Genomic DNA, 19,284 nt, shown 5'->3' with positions numbered 1-19,284 from the left:
GGAATGGGACCGGAGATTGAGGGGTATGGAATGAAATTCGCGGCGGCGACGCAAGTTCGGGCTCAGGGCTCGGGCGGCACGCGCGCGATCGCGGCGGTCAGCTCGGGCGACACCTTGCAGCGGCCCTCGCTGACGCCCGCGATCTCGGTCGCGACGATGGCCACGGCCTTGGCACTGAGCAGGTTCTGGCGAATCGAGTTCGCATCGCTGCTGCCCAGCATGCCCATCGCGACGATCAACGACTGGGTCTGGCCGACGCTGCCGGCGGGGTTGTCGCGCGCCGACAGCACGGTCAGATGGCCGGAACCCAGCACGCTGGACGCGCTGACCACCAGGGCCGGATAGCGACCGGCGGCGTAGACCTTGGCCGCGACCTTGGGGCCGCCGACTTCCTGCATGTAGGGCCCGACGCACTTGTAGAGCTCGCCGGTCAGGTCGGCCAGCGACATATAGAGGGTCTCGTCGGCGGTCTCGGCCGGAACGGGCGCGGCGGGCGGCGGCGCGGCCGCGGCGCTCGCCGCGAAGGCGAACGCCAAGGGCGCGGCCGCGAACGCGGTGATCCGCCTGCCGCGTCGTCTGTCGCCGCCGGGGCCCATCAGAACGAACTCTCGAGGAAGCCGTTCTTCTTGGTGATGCGGTCCAGCTCCACCAGCGTTTCCAGCAGCGCGCGCATCTTCGGCAGCGGCACCGCGTTGGGACCGTCGGACAGGGCTTCCTCGGGGCGCGGATGGGTTTCCATGAAGATGCCGGAAATGCCCACCGCCATCGCCGCGCGCGCCAGCACCGGCACGAACTCGCGCTGGCCGCCGGACTTGCCGTCCATGCCGCCGGGCAGCTGCACCGAATGGGTGGCGTCGAACACCACCGGGCAACCGGTGTCGCGCATCACCGACAGCGAGCGCATGTCGCTGACCAGGTTGTTGTAACCGAAGCTGGCGCCGCGTTCGCAGGCCATGATCTGCTCGTTGCCGACGGCCTTGGCCTTGGCGGTGACGTGCTTCATCTCCCAGGGCGAGAGGAACTGGCCCTTCTTGATGTTGACCGGCTTGCCGGCGCGCGCCACGTTCTGGATGAAATCGGTCTGCCGGCACAGGAAGGCCGGGGTCTGCAGCACGTCCACGACCGAGGCGACCTCGTTCATGGGCGTGTACTCGTGCACATCGGTCAGCACCGGCAGATCGAGCTGGCGCTTGACCTCGGCCAGCACCTTCAGACCTTCCTCCATGCCCGGGCCGCGGAAACTCGTCGCCGAGGTGCGGTTGGCCTTGTCGAAGCTGGACTTGAAGATGAAGGGGATGCCGAGCTCGCCGGTCATCTCCTTGAGCTGGCCGGCGACATCGAGCTGCAACTGCATCGATTCGATCACGCAAGGGCCGGCGATCAGGAAGAACGGCCGGTCCAGGCCGACTTCGAATCCGCACAAATTCATCGGGCAGCTCCGTCAGGGATCGAACGATTGAGGACCGGCTTCATGCGCTGGCTTCCTTGAGCAGGCGGCCGCCGGCTTTGGCCTCGCGCGCGGCGCGCACGAAGCCGATGAACAGCGGGTGGCCGTCGCGCGGGGTCGACAGGAATTCCGGATGCGCCTGGCAGGCCAGGAACCACGGGTGCTGCGACCTTGGCAGTTCGACCATCTCCACCAGCAGATCGTCCATGGACTTGGCCGCGATCACCAGGCCGGCGTCCTCGAGCTGAGTGCGATAGCGGTTGTTGAACTCGTAGCGGTGGCGGTGACGCTCGCCGACCACGTCCTTGCCGTACAGCTCGCGCGCCAGGGTGCCGGGCTTGATGCGCTGATCCTGCAGGCCCAGGCGCATGGTGCCGCCCAGGTCGCTGTCCTCGCTGCGGCGCTCGACCTCGCCGGTGGCGGTGCGCCACTCGGTGATCAGGCCGATCACCGGATGCGCGCAGGCCTTGTCGTTCTCGGTGCTGTTGGCGCCGTCCAGGCCGGCGACATGGCGCGCGTAATCGACCACCGCCGCCTGCATGCCGTAACAGATGCCAAAGTAGGGGATGCCGTTTTCGCGCGCGAACTTCGCGGTCGCGACCTTGCCCTCGAAGCCGCGGTCGCCGAAACCACCCGGCACCAGGATGCCGTCCACGCCCTTCAGCGACTCGACGCCGTCGCGCTCGATTTCGCTGGATTCCAGCCACTTCAGCTTGACCTTGGTGCGCTGGCGCAGGCCGCCGTGCTTGAGCGCCTCGGCCAGCGACTTGTAGGCGTCCTGATGGTCGATGTACTTGCCGACCACCGCGATCGAAACTTCGTCCACCGGGTGTTCGGTGGCGTCGACCACTTCGTGCCACTCGCGCAGGTCGGCCGGACCGGCGTTGACGCGCAGGCGTTCGAGCACGATCGCGTCCAGGCCCTGCTCGTGGAACCACTCCGGCAGTTTGTAGATGTTGTCCAGATCGACCGCCGAGATCACCGCGCGCTCGGGCACGTTGGTGAACAGCGCGATCTTGCGGCGGTCGCTGTCGGGCAGCGGCTGTTCGCTGCGGCACAGCAGCACGTCGGGCTGGATACCGATCGAACGCAGTTCCTTGACCGAGTGCTGGGTCGGCTTGGTCTTGAGCTCGCCGGCGGCGGCGATGAACGGCACCAGGGTCAGGTGCATGAACAAGGCGTATTCGGGGCCGCGCTCGGTACGCAGCTGGCGGATCGCTTCCAGGAACGGCAGCGACTCGATGTCGCCGACCGTGCCGCCGACCTCGACCAGGGCCACGTCGTAGCCTTCGGTGGCCTCGACGATGCAGCGCTTGATCTCGTCGGTGATGTGCGGGATCACCTGCACGGTGCCGCCCAGGTAGTCGCCGCGGCGTTCCTTGCGGATCACGTTCTCGTAGATGCGGCCGGTGGTGATCGAGTTCTTGCGGCTGAGCCGGGTGCGCAGATAGCGCTCGTAGTGGCCCAGGTCCAGGTCGGTCTCGGCGCCGTCGTCGGTGACGTAGACCTCGCCGTGCTGGAACGGGCTCATCGTGCCCGGATCGACGTTGATATAGGGGTCGAGCTTCATCATCGTCACGCGCAGGCCGCGCGATTCGAGGATGGCCGCCAGCGAGGCTGCCGCAATGCCCTTGCCTAGCGAGGACACCACGCCGCCGGTGACGAAAATCAGGGGAGTCATGGTTTTACTGCCGCTGGAAAGCCGTAGTTTACCGGCAAGGCGGCCGGCCCGCGACTGCTTGACAGCGGCACCGACCGGCCGAATCGGGCGCAAAGCCCGTCCTGACTGGCTTTCCGCGCTCGGGGCCGAGCTGCCAGCCCCCGCCGCGAGCCCGCTCCTACCCCAAGGCGGCGGTCCCGGCGCCCTAGGCCAACTTCGCGCCGCGCTCCACCAACAGCGCCCGCAGCACCGATCGGTGGCAATGCGCCTCGTCCTCGCAGTAGCAGCCGACCGAGAAGTCGGTGTGTAGAGATAGCGTCGCCAGCAACTGCAGCGCATGGCTGGCGTCCGGCGCGGCCATTTCGGCCTTGTACTTGCGTACGAAGGCGGTCCATTGCGCCGGCGTCTGCGCGGCCTGGGCCTGCTTCATGGTGTCCAGGCTGGGCGCGAGATTCGGGAACCAGACGTCGTACCAGTCCTGACGGGCGAACTCGCTCTTGGGTACGCCGCGTGGCGGCCGCCGCACCGTGCCGATGCGCAGGCCCTCGCCGGGCGCGCGCGGGCTGCCGAGTCTGACGATGCGTACGGCCATGGCGGCCTCCTAGGCGGATCCAGTCCCAACGCGTCCCGGCGCTCGCGCGGACAGGCCGGGCCAGGTGCGTCGCGCATCACGATAGCCCAGGGCGATACCGCCAGCCAGGACCGCGCAGCACAAGGCCATAAAGATCATGTCGCCCAGATACGCATCGAGCGCTTCACTCGGCGTCATATAGACCAACTGGTCGTACTCGCACAGTTCCGTCCACACCAGCACGAACAGGATCAGCGCCGGGACCATCAGATAGCGCCCGGCGATCCAGCCAGCGACCATCCCGGCCAGGCCCAGGAAGCCCAGTCCGACCAGCCAGAGCCAATCCGGGCCGCTGCCGTCGAGGTCGAAGCTGATCAACACCGCCAGATACATGCCGCCCAGCTGGACGCACAAGCCGGCGACGACCCGCGCCAGCGCGATCAAGATCCGCTTCATACATCCTCCCGGCGTTCGCCGATGTCCCAGGTCGCGGACCAATCTATGCCCGCAGCCACGGCGCGCGGCGTACTTGCCGGCAGCGATCGACCAGGTAGCGCGTGCGTGTACCCGCGGCCCCCTCGGGCGCTACCCGAAACCGCGCGCGGCGCGGCGTCCACGGCGGGGCCGCGCGAAAACGCGCGGTCCGCCCTACTCCACCACGCCCACCATCGGCCCCAGCTTGGGACCGGAGTCGTAGCGGTGCAGCGCCGGCGCGTACAGGCCGGAGATCGCGCCATCCAGGTAGAGCGCGTCCGAACACTTCAAGGTGTCGCGGAAGTACTGCGCGAATTCGTAGAAGGTGACCGGATCGTCGCTGATCACGAAATAGGCGATCTCGCCGTCGACCCCGACGCCGTTGCGGATCTGACGCGACTTCGAGCCTGGGTCGAAACGCGGGTGGATCGCGCCTTGCTGCAGCAGCAGCGGCCCGGACTGCGTGGCCAGACGCACGCCCGACGCCAGCGCCGGATAGCGCGAGGATTCCACGACCTGGGGGCCGTCGGCGCCGAGCAGGAACACCCCGTTGGGCTTGAGGTAGAAGTTGCCTTCGCCCTCGGCCAGGTTCAGCGGCGCGAGCTGGCGGCCATCGGCCACGTACAGCCCGACCGGCGCGTAGTCGGGCTCGTACATGCCGGCGTTCATGGCGAAACGCAGGCGCTTGCCCTGCGACTTCAACCAAGTATCCAGACGCCTGAGCCGATGCAGCGGCGCGCCCTGCTCGTCGCGCAGGAACAGGCGCAGATCCTCGCTGCGAGTGTCCACGCGCATCACGGTGTAGCGCGGCTCGCGCGCGTGCGCCAGGCCGAAGAACGCCGCCAATGCGAACAAGAACCCTGCTTTCATGAGGCCCATCCTAGCGCCGGATCGCCGCCAGGCGATCGTCGCGGCGGCACCCGAGACGATATCGGCGAGCTTGTGGGTCATCGGCGGTCTCCAGCCCTGGCGTCCTCAACACGATCGCCCGTGCCGCGTCGAGCACCAAGGACGCGGCGGTGCATCGATCCGCGCTGATGCAGCGGCCGCACGCCTGCGAAAATCCAGAGCCGCGGCTTACTCCCCACGCTCCGAAATGGCCGACGTTATCCGGTTCTGCGCATTCAGCTCCTCGAGACGGAACCACATCATCCGAATCCGCAGGTACTCGGTCACGTTGTCCAACTCGAGCCCGCGCGCCATGGTCAACTCGGTCTGGGCATCGTAGTAGCGGGACCAGGCCACCTGGCTGGCCACCAGCTTCTCGCGCTGCGCTGGCGGCAAGCTCCGGTTCAAGCGGTAATAGGTGTCGTCCAGCAGGTGCTGGACGCGCTCACGGGCTTCGCGCAGGCAGCGCATGCTGCGGCCAACCGGATCGTCGCTCCTTTGCGCCTCTTCGGCGCAGGCGCGCAGCATTTGGTCGTCCGTAGGCGCCTGAGCGGTCTCGGCGGGCGCTCGCCCGGCGATCAAAAGCAGGCCGAGCAGCCATGCCGGTTCAAGTTTCATCGTGCCCCCTGTTGCCGGCATTCTCCGCCGGCGCGGGGATCCACCTCAAGGCGGTTGGCAGGCCATGCGCCGAACCGGGCCGCGTCAGCCGACCGAAATATTCCGCGCATCCGACATGGACGTCCGCGCCGCTTCGATCAGATCGTCAATTTCAGCACCACCACCCCGATCAAGCCTGCGCACATTGCAATGAACGGCAGGCCGATACCCAGGAATTCCATGGCGCGAGCGAGCGACCGACTGGACGAATCGAGGTACGCCAAGAGCGCGGCGAAGAACGCCGCCGAGAACAGCGTTATGGACACCACCACCGACACGATCAACCACAGCAGGCCCAGCAAGCCGCAACGCACGCCGCCGACGGCATCCGACGAGCCCGTGTCCAGCGCCCATAGCACCGCATAGGCAAGCAGCGGCGTCGCAAACGCGGTCGCGAAATACAACCACGAACGCGAACGCGGCGACGCAAGCAGGTCCGACAGGCGGTCGATTCTTGACATACCGCGCATCCTAATTCACTTCCGACGGATCTTCGCCCGACGGGACGGGCCCGCGAGTCGCCCGCTCACGCCCACTCGACCTCAGGCACCCACAGCCGGGTCCAGCGGCCGATTTTCTGCTCCCGGCTCAAAAGCTGCGGCGAAGCACCGACCGCCGGGGCGAAAGCGTCGCGCTCGTCCAGGCAGCCAGCGTTGACCGCCGCGTACATGCGGCCGTCCTGCTCGTAAGTCACCGCCACCAGCACGCCGCAACGCCCGCACAAGCGGAACAGGGCGGCCTCGGAGCCCTGGCGGTACGACAACAAGGCCTGCGCGTCGGCCACGGCGATGCGCAGCGCGCCGGCCGGGTCGGAGACATAGGCCGCGCCATGCATGCGGCAGAAGCTGCAGTCACAGGCGCGCGGATGAGTGTCCGCCGGCGCCAGCGCGCTGGTGTAGACAAGCCGCACCGAACCGCAGTGGCAGCCACCGGCCAGCGAGGACGCAGCCGACAGGGGGCTCGACATCGCGCTCATCCCACCAGGAGGTCGAAGATCTGGGCGCCCGAGGAAAGATCGGCGCGGTAGAACTCGGTGTAGCCGCAGGTCTCGCAGCTCACGTACTTGAACTTGTTGGTCGATACATCCAGCACCGAGGAGACCAAACCGCCGGCCGCGCGCAGCTCGCCTACGGTGCAGGACTCGCCGTTACATTTGACGCAGCGGAAGGATGACATGCCGTTCTCCTCGGGTTGCATGGTCAGGGGGTGCAACGATGGCTCGCGAATTCCATCAACCTTTCGGTCAGCGAGCCACCCTCCTGCCACCGGATGTCGAGTATCACCCAGCGCCCGCGTTGCTTGCCCAGCAGCACTGCATCGGTCCAGCGCACCTCATCGTCGACTAAAGCGACCCAGACCCTTGCGACATCGCGGTCGACCCGCTCAGTCGCCGCCACCATCGCGTCGGCTTCGTCCGCACCCCAAAAAAAGGGGTTCTGATCGAGCATGTAGGGCTTGATGCCGCGCGGGGTGATGCGTGCGCAGGCGTTCTCGTACACGTCGTATGCGGCCAAAGCCCGGTAAAGATCCTCGCCCAACAGCGGAGCCATCGTCGCGAACCGCCCCTGTACGGGCTCGGGTCGGTCGGGATGGATCGCCAGCCGATAGAAATCCGCCGCCACTTGGGCGGGGCGCTGACCGGCCATCACGGCGATGGGCGCAGCAAGCATCGCGAGGACGAACCCGCACCGAAGAAGTTTCACGCGCCCAGTCTCCCATCCAGCTGCGGGCGAGACGCCCGGCCTGAGCCAACTATCGGGCTAGCAGCGCCGAAACGGCAAGTATCGGCCGAGGGTTCCAGCGCTCTCCGTCCCAACCGCGCAGGTCGCAACTAAGACAGCGCGACTGCCACGCCTGCGAGGTAACACAGCAGCGAAATCGCGATGCCGATCAGCGGCGCCCTAAACCAGTAGATCTTGGCCACCACGAACAAGGTGCCCAGCATCAACGCGCCGACCGTGAGCAGATAGGCCGAGGAAAACAGCAACTCGCGATGCGCGATGGCCAGATAGCCGTAGATCAGCCCGTACAGGATCGCAGCCAGGCTGTGGCTGATATTGAAGCCGACCCAGAAGTCCCACATGCTGGCCTTCCTGGTGATCCCCGGCGAGACCTCGCGCATCCGCGCCTCCAGTGCGCGATCGCGCGGACGCAGCTTGGGGCCGACGAAGGTGATGATCAAATGGGCGGTGCCGAGCGTGAGCAGCACCGCCGCGCTCACGACCAGCAAAAGGGTGGCTATCACTGGACACGACTCCCGGTCGCGAGCCCGACGCAGGCTGCCGCATTAGTTTAGCTGGCCGGCCTCAAGCACGAGCCGCCGTGCGGACCGGCCGCCTCGGCCCTAGCCCCGCCTCCAGGCGGCCATTCGTGCTGCGCGTGGCTGTCGCGGGATCGGGCTCCTGCTACGGCCACGGCCGGGCCGGGCCCTCGCTTCGGTGCGAACGGGCGCATGATATTCGGACCAGATTGGGCAAGGTCTCCGGCGGACTTGAACAGGCTGCGAAGGGAGATCGAAAGCGAAACGCCGAGTTGGCGTCATGCACCCTCGCGCCGCTGGACCGTTCAGACCTCAGGAACCACGCACATGACAGACATCGCCCCCGCACCTGCCTGCCCGAAATGCGCAAGCTCCGCACATACGCGCCCCAAGCTGTTACTGATAGCACCGTTCGATTCCGCTCATTTCGAGCAATCTCCCGACACCCGGTCAGCCTGCGAATGCCATGGACAGCTCAGCGCCGACGGCCTCAAACCGAATGCCGTGCCGCAGGCGCCTCTGCAACAATTTGTGTCCGGCCTCTACTGCCAGGCTTGCGGTATCGCCTTCGTCCCGGACGAGATGGCCAAACCCACGGCACAGCGGTGGATGCTCACGCTGCAGGGGTTTCACCCGATCCAACCGGACGGCTCGTTAGGGCCGGCTCAGCAGCGCGTGGCAGGGAGCCATCGGGACGTCGAGTAAATTCGGAATACCGTCCCTCAGGTGTCGTCCCCCAAAGGGCGGGTTGACGGCAGGGCAGCGCGCTATTCGCCGCCGTCGCGCTGCAGCACGGCCTTCGTCGTCTCATGGCCGATCGGGGCCGACGTATGCTCGTGAAATATTCTCCAGGTCTCGCCAGCCCGACGCATCGCCACGGTGATCCGGTTGTCCAGCGAGCGCAGGCGTCGACCATCGGCGGAGTAGGCCGTGTAGCGCAGCAAAGCATGGCCCACGGCCAGCCCCGCGTCCGCACTCGACGCCACCTCCTCAGCCTCGACCACGACATAGTCGCTGCCCAGCGATGCGAACCACTCCGTCGCCATCCGTCGCCAGGCGTCGATGCCTCGCAGCGACCATGCGCCCCACATGTCGAACACCTGCAAGTCGTCGCTGTAGATCGCCAGGAAAGCCTCGACGTCCTTGGCGCGCACGGCGGCCTGGTAGGCGTTCAATACCTGTTGAAAGGGCGTGTGCTCCGGGCTCATTCGGCATCCCATCGATGGGGTACGACCTTCGACGGCGTCGGGCCGCCGGTCAATGCGTGTGATCGGGCATATCCGGCATATCCGGCATATCCGGCGCTAGCGTACCGCCCGGTTGCACCCTCGGGACATCGCGCTTCAGATCGGTGAGATATTCCACGTAATACGTCAAGTCCGCCGAATCGACCTTGGCCAGCTTCGCGTCCAGGGCCTTGAGCCGGGCATCGGAACGTTCGACGTTGCCGAATTCGCGCTCGTAGACGGCGCCCACGAACAGGTACTCAAGGGTCTGCTGTTCCTTGAGGCCGGCAGGGGCAGTGAGCGCCGCATCGATCGCGGCCAACGCCTCGCGTCGCAGCTTGGTGGCGCGTGCACCATCGCCGGCCGCCTCGTACATGTACGCCAACGAGCGCAACAGCGCGATACGTGCAGGCTCGTCCAATTTGCGCTGGGCGTAACTGCGCTCCAGCGCTGCGATCTTTTCGAGCTCGGTCGGCGCTTGCGGGCCGGGGCGGTAAGCCTCGGCGAGCCGCTGGGCGATGGCCGACTTTTCGTTGTCGCTGAGTTTGTCGGCGTCTTCGATGAAGCTCGCGAAGCCGGACTCGGGACAAAACCAGATCATGTTCGCGGCCGCATGTGGCCAGAACACCTGGTCGTACTTAGACGGAAATTGATAGATGTAGGTGCCGTAACTGTTGGGCACCGGCACCTTGCATTTGGCGCCGGCCTTGATCGGATCGTCGATCTCCTGCTCGCTCAACGTGATCGCCGATGCGCAGAACGAGCACGCGCCCAGCAGCAGCGCCAAAACGAATACGAGGCGATTCATGGCATGACGCTCCGGACGCTATGAAGACGGAACCCGAGGCTTGGGCCGCTGTTGCGAAATGTAGCCGCAAGGCGCAAGCGAATACCACCGTGGCGCAACCCACCCCTTAGCTTGCGCCAAGCGCCTCCACGACCGGCCCTAGCCGGGACCGATGCCCGTAAGAACGAGCAGCAACTCGCTACGACCGTCGGCGCGCCGTCCGTGATCCGGGGCGAAAAATCGGCATGACCACCAACGCGGTCAGAGTCGGTACCGGGCAGTGCCACATGAACGCGGCATCCCAGGCACCGAAATACAGTCGACCGAAGGCGGCAGTCGGCGCCCCCGCTTGCCGGGAGCGCACTGGCGCGCGCGGCGCCGTCGCCATCCGACCGAATCGGGCGCGCCCTTACGGACGCGCCCGATCGGGTGGAACTCAGCGCTTGCCGTCCTCTTCCTCGGGCTCGACGGTGGGATCGGCGGCCTTGTCCTTCTTCTTGTCTTTCTTCTTGTCCTTGGCGGCTTGCTCGGCCTTGGCCTTCTCGGCCTCTTCGGCCTTCTTCTGGGCCTGCGCGGCGGCCTGCTCGGCCGTCGGGTTCTGGGCGGCGTCCTGCGCCATCGCCAACGGCGCCACCAGGGCGGCGGCGATCAGGCTGGGAATCCAATACTTGCGGGTGGTCATGGTGCGGTCCTCCGATGTCGTGGGGCTCACAGGAAAGGCGGGGCGCCTAGGCCGCTCCCCTCAGCGACGGCGCGACCGTAGCGGCTGCTTCCCTGCTCGCGACTGAACGGCCAAATGTTAACCCGTACGGACCACTCATTCCGGGTCGTCGCTGCCTTCGTACGGTTCCCTAGACCAGGCGTCTTGCGGGCTGGCCCTGTAGGCGCACCACCCTGGCGGCATATCGGCCAGATCAAGCAGGCTTGGATCGCGGCCGATCATGCAGCCCAAGCACACCAACTTACAGTCCGCTGACGCGCTCGTCGTGCCGCACATGAATTGCCATTCGCCGTCGTGGTCGTGATACACCTCCAAAATAGGAAGCGTTCCTTCGATGACATGCCTGGTCGTGAACGACGCGCTGTTGACTGGAACGTCGAAAGGCCAGTCTGCCTCACTGAAGTCGTGATCGTGTCCCATCGTCCGTACCCGACTTGATTGAATCATTGGAGGGCGAGCCCTCAGTCCCAATAGATCGTACAGACCTCGTAAGAAGCGGCGGACTCCCGCCCTATGCGCCATCAGCCACCATTTCGGCAGGACTCAATCGCATCCTGCGTCGCCCTCCGGGTGACCTCGCTCGCTTCCTTGTTGGCCACATCTGTTATCCACAGGTACTTCTGGCCCGTGGAAGAGCTTACAAATCGATTAATTGCCGTGATCTCAGCTCGACTGAACTGGATCGGACCATCGATGACCGCCCCTTTGCTTCTATAGAACAGTTCTCGAGCGTACAAACTGTAGCGAGCCCCTGGATCCGACCCGCTGAACGCGTTCATTTCATCAAGCTCCTCTTGAGTCAGCGTGGAGCGTAGATATGCCTCATACGCCGGCGCCATCGAGCCGCCATCAATACTCATAACGCAATCGCTGAATTTTCGCCCCGCGCCGGGGTCGTTCTTGACGGCAAGCCTTAGTCCTGCAACCGATTGCTCGGACAAACTCCTCGCCGCCGCACCAGGGAGCTCATTCGCTGCGGTAGCGACGCTCGCCAGCAGTAAGAAGACAAGCATGACAAAGCCTCGACGTCGTCTCATATATCCCCACTATAGGACCAGGCGCAGCCCCGCCTCTAATGAACGGCTGGACTCACCGATTCTCGAACTGCTTCTCTGAATTCCTAAGTACCTGTTACAAGCGCCGCATGTTCGGCGACAGCGTCGCTACGAAGCCCAGCCTTACAACCCTTGAACATCGCCGCGCGAGACCCATCCGACGTCGGAGTCCAGCCCACTCGCGAAGCGGTTTGGACAGAGTGAAGCGTAGTGGTGCCTACGGTGTATTGAGCTGTGAAAGCTCGACACAGTAAGAACGTCCACCAGCCGTCTTGAATTCAACTCGACAATCGTACGCTACAGACCCGCCGGGCACGGGCAATGGGTCGTGAAATCGGTATATGGCGGTAGCGCCGACCAGCAGATCGGTGTCGAAGCCTTCCTTTGCAAGAAGCTCAGGCAACAATCCGGCCAATTTATCGATGGCATGCGCGCCCTCCCCCAAAAGCGCCGGCTCCGATGCTCCGGCCAGCAGATCGATCTTGACTTGATTTTCGGCGCGCACCGAGCGGGCCAAATGATTGATGCCGTAGTCGCCACCCCAATAGTTAAATGTGCTCGCGAACTGATGGCAGAGGTTGTGCGCAACGGATTTCAGCGGTTTTAGCGATGGCACCTATCCGCCCCCCCCTAATGCCTGAATCGAGCCGATCCACGAAGCATGCAGAGCATGCCACAGGACCTCCACCCTATTGGATTGAGTGGATATCCGCCCCTCAAGCCTGCAGCTCCGTAGTTCCCATGCGGCTCCAGATATCTCGTGCCCGGAAGAAGCCATGAACTGAGCGGTCAGGCCGTACTGACGAGGCCCGCACGCTTGGATCGAACTGCATCCGGCACCTCGTACTCGTCCATGTAATCGCTCAACAAACGAAGAGCGCTATCTTTCTGCCCGACTTTCGCGAGCGTGAACAGATAGGCAAGTGCTGAACGTAGTTCTTGAACCAAAATCTAAAGGTTGAGGCGCTCATCTGATCGGCAAACAGCTCCGGCAGCTGTTCGACTCGCTGGCTGCGCTCGAAAAATTGAACAGCCATCGGCCAAGCCTTCCGGAGCTGAGCCGACGCTTGGCGGCGGAAGTCCTCTGCCTCGCTGAAGCTGCGCATGTACCAATCGTTGTAACGCTTGAAATGGTCGACCGGATCGAACCGAAGGTCGAACATGGACGAACGATTGGTTCTATGCCAAGCCAGCTCATTTCCCTTTAGATGGGGCACATAGTCCAGCGATATCCCCCAGATATAGAGATATGCGCCACCTTTCATCGCTTGCACCGTGAATAGGTGTCTTATCGGAGCGAACCTGTCGCACACCCATTTCCTAGGAGTTACCTCCACGAAGCCTTTTGGCTCCAGGGAACTTCCTACGACCCACCGAAAGGCCGAATCAAGCTCTTCTTTGGATAGAAACGACATTTCCATCTACGGATCAAGCGCTGAACTTGGCCAGCTCACGACAGCGAGCGAGCCCGGATGAATTCTCAGAACGCACGCCAGACGGCATACACGCCCCACGCTACCGATAGCGCCACAGACACACGAGCCAGCCCACCCCATACGGGACTGTTCGCATTGTGGGCGCAACGCCAAATGCTCACCAAGGCAAAAACCATATAGAACAAGAGCATTGCGACTAATAGCAGGCTAACCGACAGGCTCGACAGGGCGGAGTATTGGCGGAGTGGCGCAAGCACAAAGGCAACCGCGCCAAAGGCCGCCAAAGCCACGAATTGCCCTAGGACGCCTACCAGCCAGTAGGCTTGCCAGAGCCGCGCGGAGCCTGACCAACAGCGAGCGAAGAAATTTTGACTGGATGCCGATGGGGTTGAATTCACTGGGAATGCTCTACGCCTGAGTCAAGCCGGCCCGGGAAGCGGATTCTGCTTGAACGAATTGTTTGACTGCACGAGCCACTGCCTAACTCTATCGTGATGCGGACCCCATGCATCCCAAGCCGACTGCGCCCAGCGCCTCACCATTGCCGCATGCGCCGACGTTTCCGTCGCCTGCAGAACGTCATGTACGGTGACGGCACCCAGCGCCGAAGGTGGCTCGAGCCAACTAAACGTATGCTTGATCCGTCCCGCGGCGAGCATGGCCTCATTGGCCCTGTCGGGCGCCAAGCCATGCTCCAGGAACAGGCAGAGCCGGATCAAGTGGACCCCGACGGACTGGATGCTTTGTCGGCAGGGGCTGCCTGGATGCTGCACCGCATAGGCATCCACGCTCAATCTGTGGATCGATAGCAATGCGGGCTCACTGTACTCGCGCGCCAAGACCTCGCCGAAGGCCGCCCAGCAGGCCGGCGACGACACCATATAGGGATGCATCGGGCCATCGCACCGAGGGAACGCAGCGCCGCAACCTGGGCATGTTTCAAGGTTCATGCGTGGTGCCGGTGCGATCTAGCGCCTGAATTAGGCCGAATCGCGAAACGGCTTCGGCGTGCATGAATGTTAGGCGACACCATGACGACGGCGCCGAACAAGAGCCGCAATAACCGCCACTTGCCAGAACAGCCAAAGCGCAAGCCATGCAACGGCGAAGGGCCAAACCGCATACATGTAATGGACACCCTCTCGCAGTGTCCTTGCAACCAGCGCCCCATCCAGAAAGACCGCGAGCACGGCAAGCAAGACCAGGCCGAGCCCAGGGCCTCGGTTGGTATACGCAACCGAGACGCAAGGGTAAAGGACCAGGGACATAAGCCCGAACGGCAATGCGGAGTTCCAGCCGTGCCCACCGCCGGCCGCCATGAGCGACAGGAGAGCTGAAAGGAGTCCGAGCGCAATTCCGGCGATCAAGTATTTGAGCATTCGAAGGAACCGTTGGCGCGCCTGATGTCTGAACTAAGCCCTGCCCATAAGGGGGTTCGACTTGAGTGAGTTGCCCGGCCACATGCCCACGCTCTTCCAGTCCGAACATTTTTCAGCCGGGTCTATGAGTTGCGCACGCCAAGCGCCGGTCAGAGGATCCCAAGCTCTTTGGTCCATCAAAATGCGCCCGTCGAGTAGCGAAAAGGTAAGCGAGTAGTAGTCGTTGGTCGAACTGCGCATGTGGTGCCACGAACCACTGGCTTGAACTTGTGAAACGTTCTTCAGCTTAACGAGAATGCATCGATTGAGATTGATACTGAAGCGCGGTGACGTTATCCGAACTTGCGTCCAAGCCTGCGAACTGGCCGGATCACGGGAATGTGCACCTTAACCGGCCCATAGGTCGCGGGAATCGCGCTCAGAGTGCCATCTGCCTTAATGGGCAGTATCCGGTTTTGGTGGGCAGATACCGAGCCTGTCACAAGCGAAAACACCACAGTTGCCGCGAGCTGTTTCATATGGCCCAAGCTGGGCCACAAGGATCGAGCTGCGCAGAAGCGCCCGGCATTTGCCCGCAGCCTGAGACCGTCGGTTTCGGTCCGGTTGACATTCAGAACCCCAATCGGTGAAGCAAGTGAGTCAGCTCGAATTGCTGGCAGGGCGCCTCGGGCAGTGCCCCGTCCTCGAGAATCCCCATCTCGAAACCTCCTTCGACATCCTCGTAGTAGAGCAGCCCCTCGGGAAGCTCTGCTACCACCAGAACGGACCCCATGGCGCCGTACCTGCGTATCGGGACGGCGTAGAACGGTACGCGCCGAGTAGCGAATGCCTCCCGCTCTGAGGGCGAACACGCTTCAAGTTGCTCCACAACCAGCAGCTCCAGCTCCGCGACCGTGATCGGCTGCCATGCACCCAATGCGGGACCCCGAACAGGATCGGATGCGGCTGGCTTCGCAAGCGCGCGCCATCGCAGCAAGGCCCATATCAACATGGCGAGCGCCAGTAAATTGACGCCCACCTTCCCGGCGTCTATCCAGCTCAGCGTGATGTTCAGATGCACGCCAAGCCAGACCGAGTAGAAGAACCAAGGGGTCTGAAATGAAGGCACTTGAGCGGCAAAGACCGCGATACCTAGCGCTCTGGCCCAAGACAGATTGCGGAAAGAGCCGACGCCCGCGATGAGCGCCGCCACGATGGCGGGGGCCAGAACCAGCAAGACGCCCGTCGAGAGCCCGCCTAAGGCCGCGAGCCACAGTGTCGTGGCGATGCCGGCAAGACCTTGAAAGATGAGAAATACAGCTATGAACTTGTCTTGCTTGGTCATCGACCGGCCCCCGCAACCCTGCACGCCGCCAAGCGCGCCGCGCGAGGCCCATGCCATTTACTTTACGGTGTTGCGAGGAGCCGACGGCACCGGCTGGACGACCCCATCGACCGGATGGGCGCGCACCACCCCCAGCTTGACCCCGCCCCACCCCGTCGCCATGCTCGCTGCGCTCACTCAGGGGACCTTCCATGCGCCGTCTGGCTATTTCGTTCATGTTGTGTCTGGGCCTTGCGGCCGTCGCGCCGGTTTGGGCTGGCCATACCGGGGTGCCGGTGGGGCAGATCCGGATCGACGAGCTGATGGGCGATACCCAGAAGACCGGCGGCGGGATCGGCAGCAGCGAAATGATCTGGTGGCTGCCGCCGCAGCTGTGGGCCTATGTGCTGGATCAGCAGAGTGCGGGCGCCAAGGGCGCGACCAAGCAGGCGACCCAGGAGGCGTCTGCGCAGTTCCAGGACCTGTTTTCCCGGCATACGGTGATCGCGGCCCTGCGGATCAACAATGAGACCCAGGACATCAGCTTCACCAGCGAGGCCGATCTGCGCAGCCAGCTGAAGCTGGTCGACATGCATGGCGGGGTGCACCGGCCGATCGCGGCCGACAAGGTCGACCCGGCCCTGAAGGGGCTGCTGAACACGATGCGGCCGCTGCTGACCAGCATGATCGGTCCGGCGGGCGAGAATATGCAGTTCTATGTGTTCCCGGGCCGTACCGCCGACGACAAACCCGTCGCCGACCCGCTCGGGGATGGCAAGATGCTGGTCCGGCTGGACCGTAGCGAGTTCAGCTTCCGCCTGCCCCTGGGCGGCCTGTTGCCGGCGCGGCGCGACCCCGCCAATGGCGAGCTGTTCCCGGGCGGCTACCGCTACAACCCCTACACCGGCGCCGAATTGCAGGCCGTCGGCGCCGGGCGCTAACCGATTCCCCCTTTGCTTCACTACCCCATGCAGGTTTCATGAGCAGTCGTTACAACGCCGCCGATATCGAAGTCCTTTCCGGCCTGGACCCCGTCAAACGCCGTCCGGGCATGTACACCGACACCACCCGGCCCAACCACCTGGCCCAGGAAGTGATCGACAACGCCGTCGACGAAGCCCTGGCCGGGCATGCGCGCAGCATCGAGGTGATCCTGCACGCCGACGGCAGCGCCGAGGTGTCCGATGACGGCCGCGGCATGCCGGTCGACATCCACCCCGAGGAGAAGATCCCCGGCGTGGAGCTGATCCTGACCCGCCTGCACGCGGGCGGTAAGTTCAGCAACAAGAACTACACCTTCTCCGGCGGCCTGCACGGCGTCGGCGTCAGCGTGGTCAATGCGCTGTCGACTCTGGTCGAAGTGCACATCAAGCGCGACGGCAACGAATACCGCATGACCTTCAAGGACGGCGACCGCGCCACCCCGCTGGAGGTGGTCGGCACGGTCGGCAAGAAGAACACCGGCACCCGCGTGCGCTTCTGGCCCGACGCCAAGTACTTCGACACGCCCAAGTTCAACCTGCGCTCGCTCAAGCACCTGCTGCGCGCCAAGGCCGTGCTCTGCCCTGGCCTGAGCGTGAAGCTGCACGACGTCGCTAGCGGCGAAACCGCCGAGTGGTACTACGAGGACGGCCTGCGCGACTACCTGCGCGGCGAGCTCGAGGGCCGCGGCGAGCTGCTGCCGCCGGACCTGTTCGTCGGCCAGCTCAAGAAGGACACCGAAGTGGCCGACTGGGCGGTGGCCTGGGTGCCGGACGGCGAGCTGGTGCAGGAAAGCTACGTCAATCTGATCCCGACCGCGCAGCACGGCACCCACGTCAATGGCCTGCGTACCGGCTTCACCGACGCGCTGCGCGAGTTCTGCGACTTCCGCAATCTGCTGCCGCGCGGCGTCAAGCTGGCGCCGGAAGACGTGTGGGACCGGGTCGCGTTCGTGCTCAGCATCAAGATGACCGACCCGCAGTTCAGCGGCCAAACCAAGGAGCGTCTGTCCTCGCGCCAGGCCGCCGGCTTCGTCGAGGGCGCCGCCCACGATGCGTTCTCGTTGTGGCTGAACCAGCACACCGAACTGGGCGAGAAGATCGCCCAGCTCGCGATCGAGCGCGCCGCGGCGCGTTTGAAGACCGAGAAGCAAATCGTCCGCAAGAAGATCACCCAAGGCCCGGCCCTGCCCGGCAAGCTCGCCGACTGCACCTCGCAGGATCTGTCGCGCACCGAGCTGTTCCTGGTCGAAGGCGACTCGGCCGGCGGCAGCGCGCGCCAGGCGCGCGACAAGGATTTCCAGGCGATCCTGCCGCTGCGCGGCAAGATCCTCAACACCTGGGAAGTCGCGTCCGGCAGCGTGCTGGCCTCGCAGGAAGTGCACGATCTGGCGGTCGCGATCGGCTGCGATCCGGGCAAGGACGACATCACCGGCCTGCGTTACGGCAAGGTCATCATCCTGGCCGACGCCGACTCCGACGGCCTGCACATCGCGACCCTGCTGAGCGCGCTGTTCCTGCGCCATTTCCCGGCGCTGGTCGCGGCCGGCCACATCTTCGTGGCGATGCCGCCGCTGTTCCGCGTCGACGTGGGCAAGCAGGTGTTCTACGCCCTGGACGAGGAAGAGAAGCGCATCCTGCTGGAGAAGATCGAACGCGAGAAGATCCGCGGCGCGATCAACGTCACCCGCTTCAAGGGCCTGGGCGAGATGAACGCCTCGCAGCTGCGCGAGTCGACCATCCACCCCGACACCCGCCGCCTGGTTCAGCTGACCGTCGACGACGGCACCGAAACCCATTCGCTGATGGACATGCTGCTGGCCAAGAAGCGCGCCGGCGACCGCAAGCAGTGGCTGGAGACCAAGGGCGATCTGGCGACGCTGGAGGTTTGAGCGTCGCCGCGCTTTCAGGAACCGCCGTGGAAGACGACAGGCCATTGACCGCCGCGGACGGTCGCGCGGAATCCGCGCTGCACTACGCGGCATGGTCCGGCGATCTGGATGAGGTGCGGGCGCTGATCGCGGCCGGGGCCGACGTGAACTGGCAGGATTCCATCGGGGAAACGGCGCTGTTCGGCGCCGCAGCCTGCGGCCGTACGGACATCGTGCGTTGCTTGCTGGAGGCCGGCGCCCGCCACGACCTACGCGAACGCAGCGGCTACACGCCGCTGCACTGGGCCGCCAGCCACGGCAATCTGGCCACGCTCGAAGTTCTGGCGCTCGCGGGTGCGGACACGGCGGCCACGGACGACGCCGGTCGCTTGCCGATCGATGCGGCGCATATCCACGGAAAAGGCGCACATGTTGCGTATCTGAAGACAGTGGGACCGGCGCGCGCCTCGCGGCGACGCTAGGCTTGGTGTATAGCTGAGGCAGCGCCGCGTTGCCTTAAGCGCGTCGCCCCGCTTGCGGCGCCGCCTCCGCTCGGTCGCCGCGCACGC

The 19,284-nt window shown here is 64.6% G+C and carries 25 protein-coding genes; 4 read left to right on the top strand and 21 right to left on the bottom strand.

Going from position 1 to position 19,284, the window contains the following annotated elements:
* Positions 1-62: 62 nt before the first annotated feature.
* The 12 genes from ASE35_RS01120 to ASE35_RS01065 form a co-directional block, all read right to left on the bottom strand.
* Entirely contained in the window at positions 63-596 is a 534-nt protein-coding gene (locus ASE35_RS01120; RefSeq protein WP_057162712.1) for a hypothetical protein, read from the bottom strand.
* On the bottom strand, positions 596-1,429 hold the full coding sequence (kdsA, locus tag ASE35_RS01115; RefSeq protein ID WP_056172832.1) for a 3-deoxy-8-phosphooctulonate synthase: 834 nt from the start codon (positions 1,427-1,429) through the stop codon (positions 596-598). The genes ASE35_RS01120 and kdsA overlap by 1 nt, the downstream gene beginning before the upstream one ends.
* A gap of 40 nt (positions 1,430-1,469) precedes the next feature.
* Entirely contained in the window at positions 1,470-3,128 is a 1,659-nt protein-coding gene (locus tag ASE35_RS01110) for a CTP synthase (RefSeq protein WP_056172829.1), read from the bottom strand.
* 184 nt (positions 3,129-3,312) lie between these two features.
* Positions 3,313-3,699, bottom strand: a complete 387-nt coding sequence (locus ASE35_RS01105) for a DUF488 family protein (RefSeq protein ID WP_057162711.1) — start codon at positions 3,697-3,699, stop codon at positions 3,313-3,315.
* A gap of 9 nt (positions 3,700-3,708) precedes the next feature.
* Positions 3,709-4,134, bottom strand: a complete 426-nt coding sequence (locus ASE35_RS01100) for a hypothetical protein (protein WP_056172825.1) — start codon at positions 4,132-4,134, stop codon at positions 3,709-3,711.
* A gap of 192 nt (positions 4,135-4,326) precedes the next feature.
* Positions 4,327-5,022 carry a phosphodiester glycosidase family protein gene (locus ASE35_RS01095; protein WP_057162710.1) on the bottom strand — a complete coding sequence of 232 codons (696 nt, stop codon included), beginning with the start codon at positions 5,020-5,022 and terminating at the stop codon, positions 4,327-4,329.
* A 207-nt stretch (positions 5,023-5,229) separates the two neighbouring features.
* Entirely contained in the window at positions 5,230-5,658 is a 429-nt protein-coding gene (locus ASE35_RS01090) for a lysozyme inhibitor LprI family protein (protein ID WP_162259005.1), read from the bottom strand.
* A 137-nt stretch (positions 5,659-5,795) separates the two neighbouring features.
* Positions 5,796-6,167, bottom strand: coding sequence for a hypothetical protein (locus ASE35_RS01085; RefSeq protein ID WP_157489207.1), 372 nt, complete (start codon positions 6,165-6,167; stop codon positions 5,796-5,798).
* A 56-nt stretch (positions 6,168-6,223) separates the two neighbouring features.
* Positions 6,224-6,664, bottom strand: coding sequence for a GFA family protein (locus ASE35_RS01080; RefSeq protein ID WP_057163384.1), 441 nt, complete (start codon positions 6,662-6,664; stop codon positions 6,224-6,226).
* 5 nt (positions 6,665-6,669) lie between these two features.
* The gene (locus ASE35_RS01075; protein ID WP_162250595.1) at positions 6,670-6,873 is read right to left on the bottom strand and encodes a zinc ribbon domain-containing protein; all 204 of its coding nucleotides are present in this window, start codon (positions 6,871-6,873) and stop codon (positions 6,670-6,672) included.
* Between the two features lie 23 nt (positions 6,874-6,896).
* Positions 6,897-7,400: a hypothetical protein gene (locus ASE35_RS01070; protein ID WP_157489205.1), complete on the bottom strand. Its 504-nt coding sequence runs from the start codon at positions 7,398-7,400 to the stop codon at positions 6,897-6,899.
* A gap of 128 nt (positions 7,401-7,528) precedes the next feature.
* Positions 7,529-7,942 carry a hypothetical protein gene (locus tag ASE35_RS01065; protein WP_057162708.1) on the bottom strand — a complete coding sequence of 138 codons (414 nt, stop codon included), beginning with the start codon at positions 7,940-7,942 and terminating at the stop codon, positions 7,529-7,531.
* A gap of 342 nt (positions 7,943-8,284) precedes the next feature.
* Here ASE35_RS01065 and ASE35_RS20900 point away from each other — a divergent pair, with 342 nt between their 5' ends.
* Positions 8,285-8,662 carry a hypothetical protein gene (locus ASE35_RS20900; protein WP_157489204.1) on the top strand — a complete coding sequence of 126 codons (378 nt, stop codon included), beginning with the start codon at positions 8,285-8,287 and terminating at the stop codon, positions 8,660-8,662.
* Between the two features lie 62 nt (positions 8,663-8,724).
* On the opposite strand, the gene ASE35_RS01055 is transcribed toward ASE35_RS20900, so the two are convergent.
* The 9 genes from ASE35_RS01055 to ASE35_RS21830 form a co-directional block, all read right to left on the bottom strand.
* A complete protein-coding gene (locus tag ASE35_RS01055) occupies positions 8,725-9,165 on the bottom strand; it encodes a nuclear transport factor 2 family protein (protein WP_057162706.1) in 441 nt (146 codons plus the stop codon).
* A gap of 49 nt (positions 9,166-9,214) precedes the next feature.
* Positions 9,215-9,991 carry a hypothetical protein gene (locus ASE35_RS01050; RefSeq protein WP_157489203.1) on the bottom strand — a complete coding sequence of 259 codons (777 nt, stop codon included), beginning with the start codon at positions 9,989-9,991 and terminating at the stop codon, positions 9,215-9,217.
* 415 nt (positions 9,992-10,406) lie between these two features.
* Positions 10,407-10,652: a hypothetical protein gene (locus ASE35_RS01045; protein ID WP_057161413.1), complete on the bottom strand. Its 246-nt coding sequence runs from the start codon at positions 10,650-10,652 to the stop codon at positions 10,407-10,409.
* Between the two features lie 560 nt (positions 10,653-11,212).
* Positions 11,213-11,704 (bottom strand): hypothetical protein, encoded by a 492-nt coding sequence (locus ASE35_RS01035; protein ID WP_157498876.1) that lies wholly within the window; start codon positions 11,702-11,704, stop codon positions 11,213-11,215.
* A gap of 259 nt (positions 11,705-11,963) precedes the next feature.
* Positions 11,964-12,362 carry a hypothetical protein gene (locus tag ASE35_RS20895; protein ID WP_157489201.1) on the bottom strand — a complete coding sequence of 133 codons (399 nt, stop codon included), beginning with the start codon at positions 12,360-12,362 and terminating at the stop codon, positions 11,964-11,966.
* 247 nt (positions 12,363-12,609) lie between these two features.
* The gene (locus tag ASE35_RS01030) at positions 12,610-13,011 is read right to left on the bottom strand and encodes a hypothetical protein (protein WP_157489200.1); all 402 of its coding nucleotides are present in this window, start codon (positions 13,009-13,011) and stop codon (positions 12,610-12,612) included.
* Positions 13,012-13,601: 590 nt separating this feature from the next.
* A complete protein-coding gene (locus ASE35_RS01025) occupies positions 13,602-14,132 on the bottom strand; it encodes a DUF5946 family protein (RefSeq protein ID WP_255357117.1) in 531 nt (176 codons plus the stop codon).
* A gap of 69 nt (positions 14,133-14,201) precedes the next feature.
* Positions 14,202-14,561 carry a hypothetical protein gene (locus tag ASE35_RS01020; RefSeq protein WP_057161416.1) on the bottom strand — a complete coding sequence of 120 codons (360 nt, stop codon included), beginning with the start codon at positions 14,559-14,561 and terminating at the stop codon, positions 14,202-14,204.
* A gap of 610 nt (positions 14,562-15,171) precedes the next feature.
* Positions 15,172-15,885 carry a hypothetical protein gene (locus tag ASE35_RS21830; protein WP_235569974.1) on the bottom strand — a complete coding sequence of 238 codons (714 nt, stop codon included), beginning with the start codon at positions 15,883-15,885 and terminating at the stop codon, positions 15,172-15,174.
* A gap of 191 nt (positions 15,886-16,076) precedes the next feature.
* Here ASE35_RS21830 and ASE35_RS01010 point away from each other — a divergent pair, with 191 nt between their 5' ends.
* From ASE35_RS01010 to ASE35_RS01000, 3 genes are read left to right on the top strand one after another with little or no spacing between them, the layout of a single operon-like run.
* Positions 16,077-16,805, top strand: a complete 729-nt coding sequence (locus ASE35_RS01010; protein WP_157489198.1) for a hypothetical protein — start codon at positions 16,077-16,079, stop codon at positions 16,803-16,805.
* A 38-nt stretch (positions 16,806-16,843) separates the two neighbouring features.
* A complete protein-coding gene (gene parE / locus ASE35_RS01005) occupies positions 16,844-18,736 on the top strand; it encodes a DNA topoisomerase IV subunit B (RefSeq protein WP_057162700.1) in 1,893 nt (630 codons plus the stop codon).
* Positions 18,733-19,197: an ankyrin repeat domain-containing protein gene (locus ASE35_RS01000; protein ID WP_162258810.1), complete on the top strand. Its 465-nt coding sequence runs from the start codon at positions 18,733-18,735 to the stop codon at positions 19,195-19,197. Before parE ends, ASE35_RS01000 begins: the two co-directional genes overlap by 4 nt.
* Positions 19,198-19,284: the final 87 nt, after the last annotated feature.

Origin of the sequence: Lysobacter sp. Root916 (assembly GCF_001429785.1) — a bacterium.
Taxonomy (GTDB): domain Bacteria; phylum Pseudomonadota; class Gammaproteobacteria; order Xanthomonadales; family Xanthomonadaceae; genus Lysobacter.
The sequence above is the reverse complement of the archived record's forward strand: the minus strand, read 5'-3'. Positions and strand labels throughout refer to the sequence as shown.

What these genes read in the sequence shown, in the direction of transcription:
- ASE35_RS01010 (WP_157489198.1), top strand. Translation starts at nt 16,077, where the DNA reads ATGCGCCGTCTGGCTATTTCGTTCATGTTGTGTCTGGGCCTTGCGGCC.
- ASE35_RS01085 (WP_157489207.1), bottom strand. Translation starts at nt 6,167, where the DNA reads ATGCGCGGTATGTCAAGAATCGACCGCCTGTCGGACCTGCTTGCGTCG.
- ASE35_RS01035 (WP_157498876.1), bottom strand. Translation starts at nt 11,704, where the DNA reads ATGCTTGTCTTCTTACTGCTGGCGAGCGTCGCTACCGCAGCGAATGAG.
- ASE35_RS01100 (WP_056172825.1), bottom strand. Translation starts at nt 4,134, where the DNA reads ATGAAGCGGATCTTGATCGCGCTGGCGCGGGTCGTCGCCGGCTTGTGC.
- ASE35_RS01090 (WP_162259005.1), bottom strand. Translation starts at nt 5,658, where the DNA reads ATGAAACTTGAACCGGCATGGCTGCTCGGCCTGCTTTTGATCGCCGGG.
- ASE35_RS01110 (WP_056172829.1), bottom strand. Translation starts at nt 3,128, where the DNA reads ATGACTCCCCTGATTTTCGTCACCGGCGGCGTGGTGTCCTCGCTAGGC.
- ASE35_RS01030 (WP_157489200.1), bottom strand. Translation starts at nt 13,011, where the DNA reads ATGAAAGGTGGCGCATATCTCTATATCTGGGGGATATCGCTGGACTAT.
- kdsA (WP_056172832.1), bottom strand. Translation starts at nt 1,429, where the DNA reads ATGAATTTGTGCGGATTCGAAGTCGGCCTGGACCGGCCGTTCTTCCTG.
- ASE35_RS01075 (WP_162250595.1), bottom strand. Translation starts at nt 6,873, where the DNA reads ATGTCATCCTTCCGCTGCGTCAAATGTAACGGCGAGTCCTGCACCGTA.
- ASE35_RS21830 (WP_235569974.1), bottom strand. Translation starts at nt 15,885, where the DNA reads ATGACCAAGCAAGACAAGTTCATAGCTGTATTTCTCATCTTTCAAGGT.
- ASE35_RS01105 (WP_057162711.1), bottom strand. Translation starts at nt 3,699, where the DNA reads ATGGCCGTACGCATCGTCAGACTCGGCAGCCCGCGCGCGCCCGGCGAG.
- ASE35_RS01055 (WP_057162706.1), bottom strand. Translation starts at nt 9,165, where the DNA reads ATGAGCCCGGAGCACACGCCCTTTCAACAGGTATTGAACGCCTACCAG.
- ASE35_RS01080 (WP_057163384.1), bottom strand. Translation starts at nt 6,664, where the DNA reads ATGTCGAGCCCCCTGTCGGCTGCGTCCTCGCTGGCCGGTGGCTGCCAC.
- ASE35_RS01095 (WP_057162710.1), bottom strand. Translation starts at nt 5,022, where the DNA reads ATGAAAGCAGGGTTCTTGTTCGCATTGGCGGCGTTCTTCGGCCTGGCG.
- ASE35_RS01020 (WP_057161416.1), bottom strand. Translation starts at nt 14,561, where the DNA reads ATGCTCAAATACTTGATCGCCGGAATTGCGCTCGGACTCCTTTCAGCT.
- parE (WP_057162700.1), top strand. Translation starts at nt 16,844, where the DNA reads ATGAGCAGTCGTTACAACGCCGCCGATATCGAAGTCCTTTCCGGCCTG.
- ASE35_RS01050 (WP_157489203.1), bottom strand. Translation starts at nt 9,991, where the DNA reads ATGAATCGCCTCGTATTCGTTTTGGCGCTGCTGCTGGGCGCGTGCTCG.
- ASE35_RS20900 (WP_157489204.1), top strand. Translation starts at nt 8,285, where the DNA reads ATGACAGACATCGCCCCCGCACCTGCCTGCCCGAAATGCGCAAGCTCC.
- ASE35_RS01045 (WP_057161413.1), bottom strand. Translation starts at nt 10,652, where the DNA reads ATGACCACCCGCAAGTATTGGATTCCCAGCCTGATCGCCGCCGCCCTG.
- ASE35_RS01025 (WP_255357117.1), bottom strand. Translation starts at nt 14,132, where the DNA reads ATGAACCTTGAAACATGCCCAGGTTGCGGCGCTGCGTTCCCTCGGTGC.
- ASE35_RS01120 (WP_057162712.1), bottom strand. Translation starts at nt 596, where the DNA reads ATGGGCCCCGGCGGCGACAGACGACGCGGCAGGCGGATCACCGCGTTC.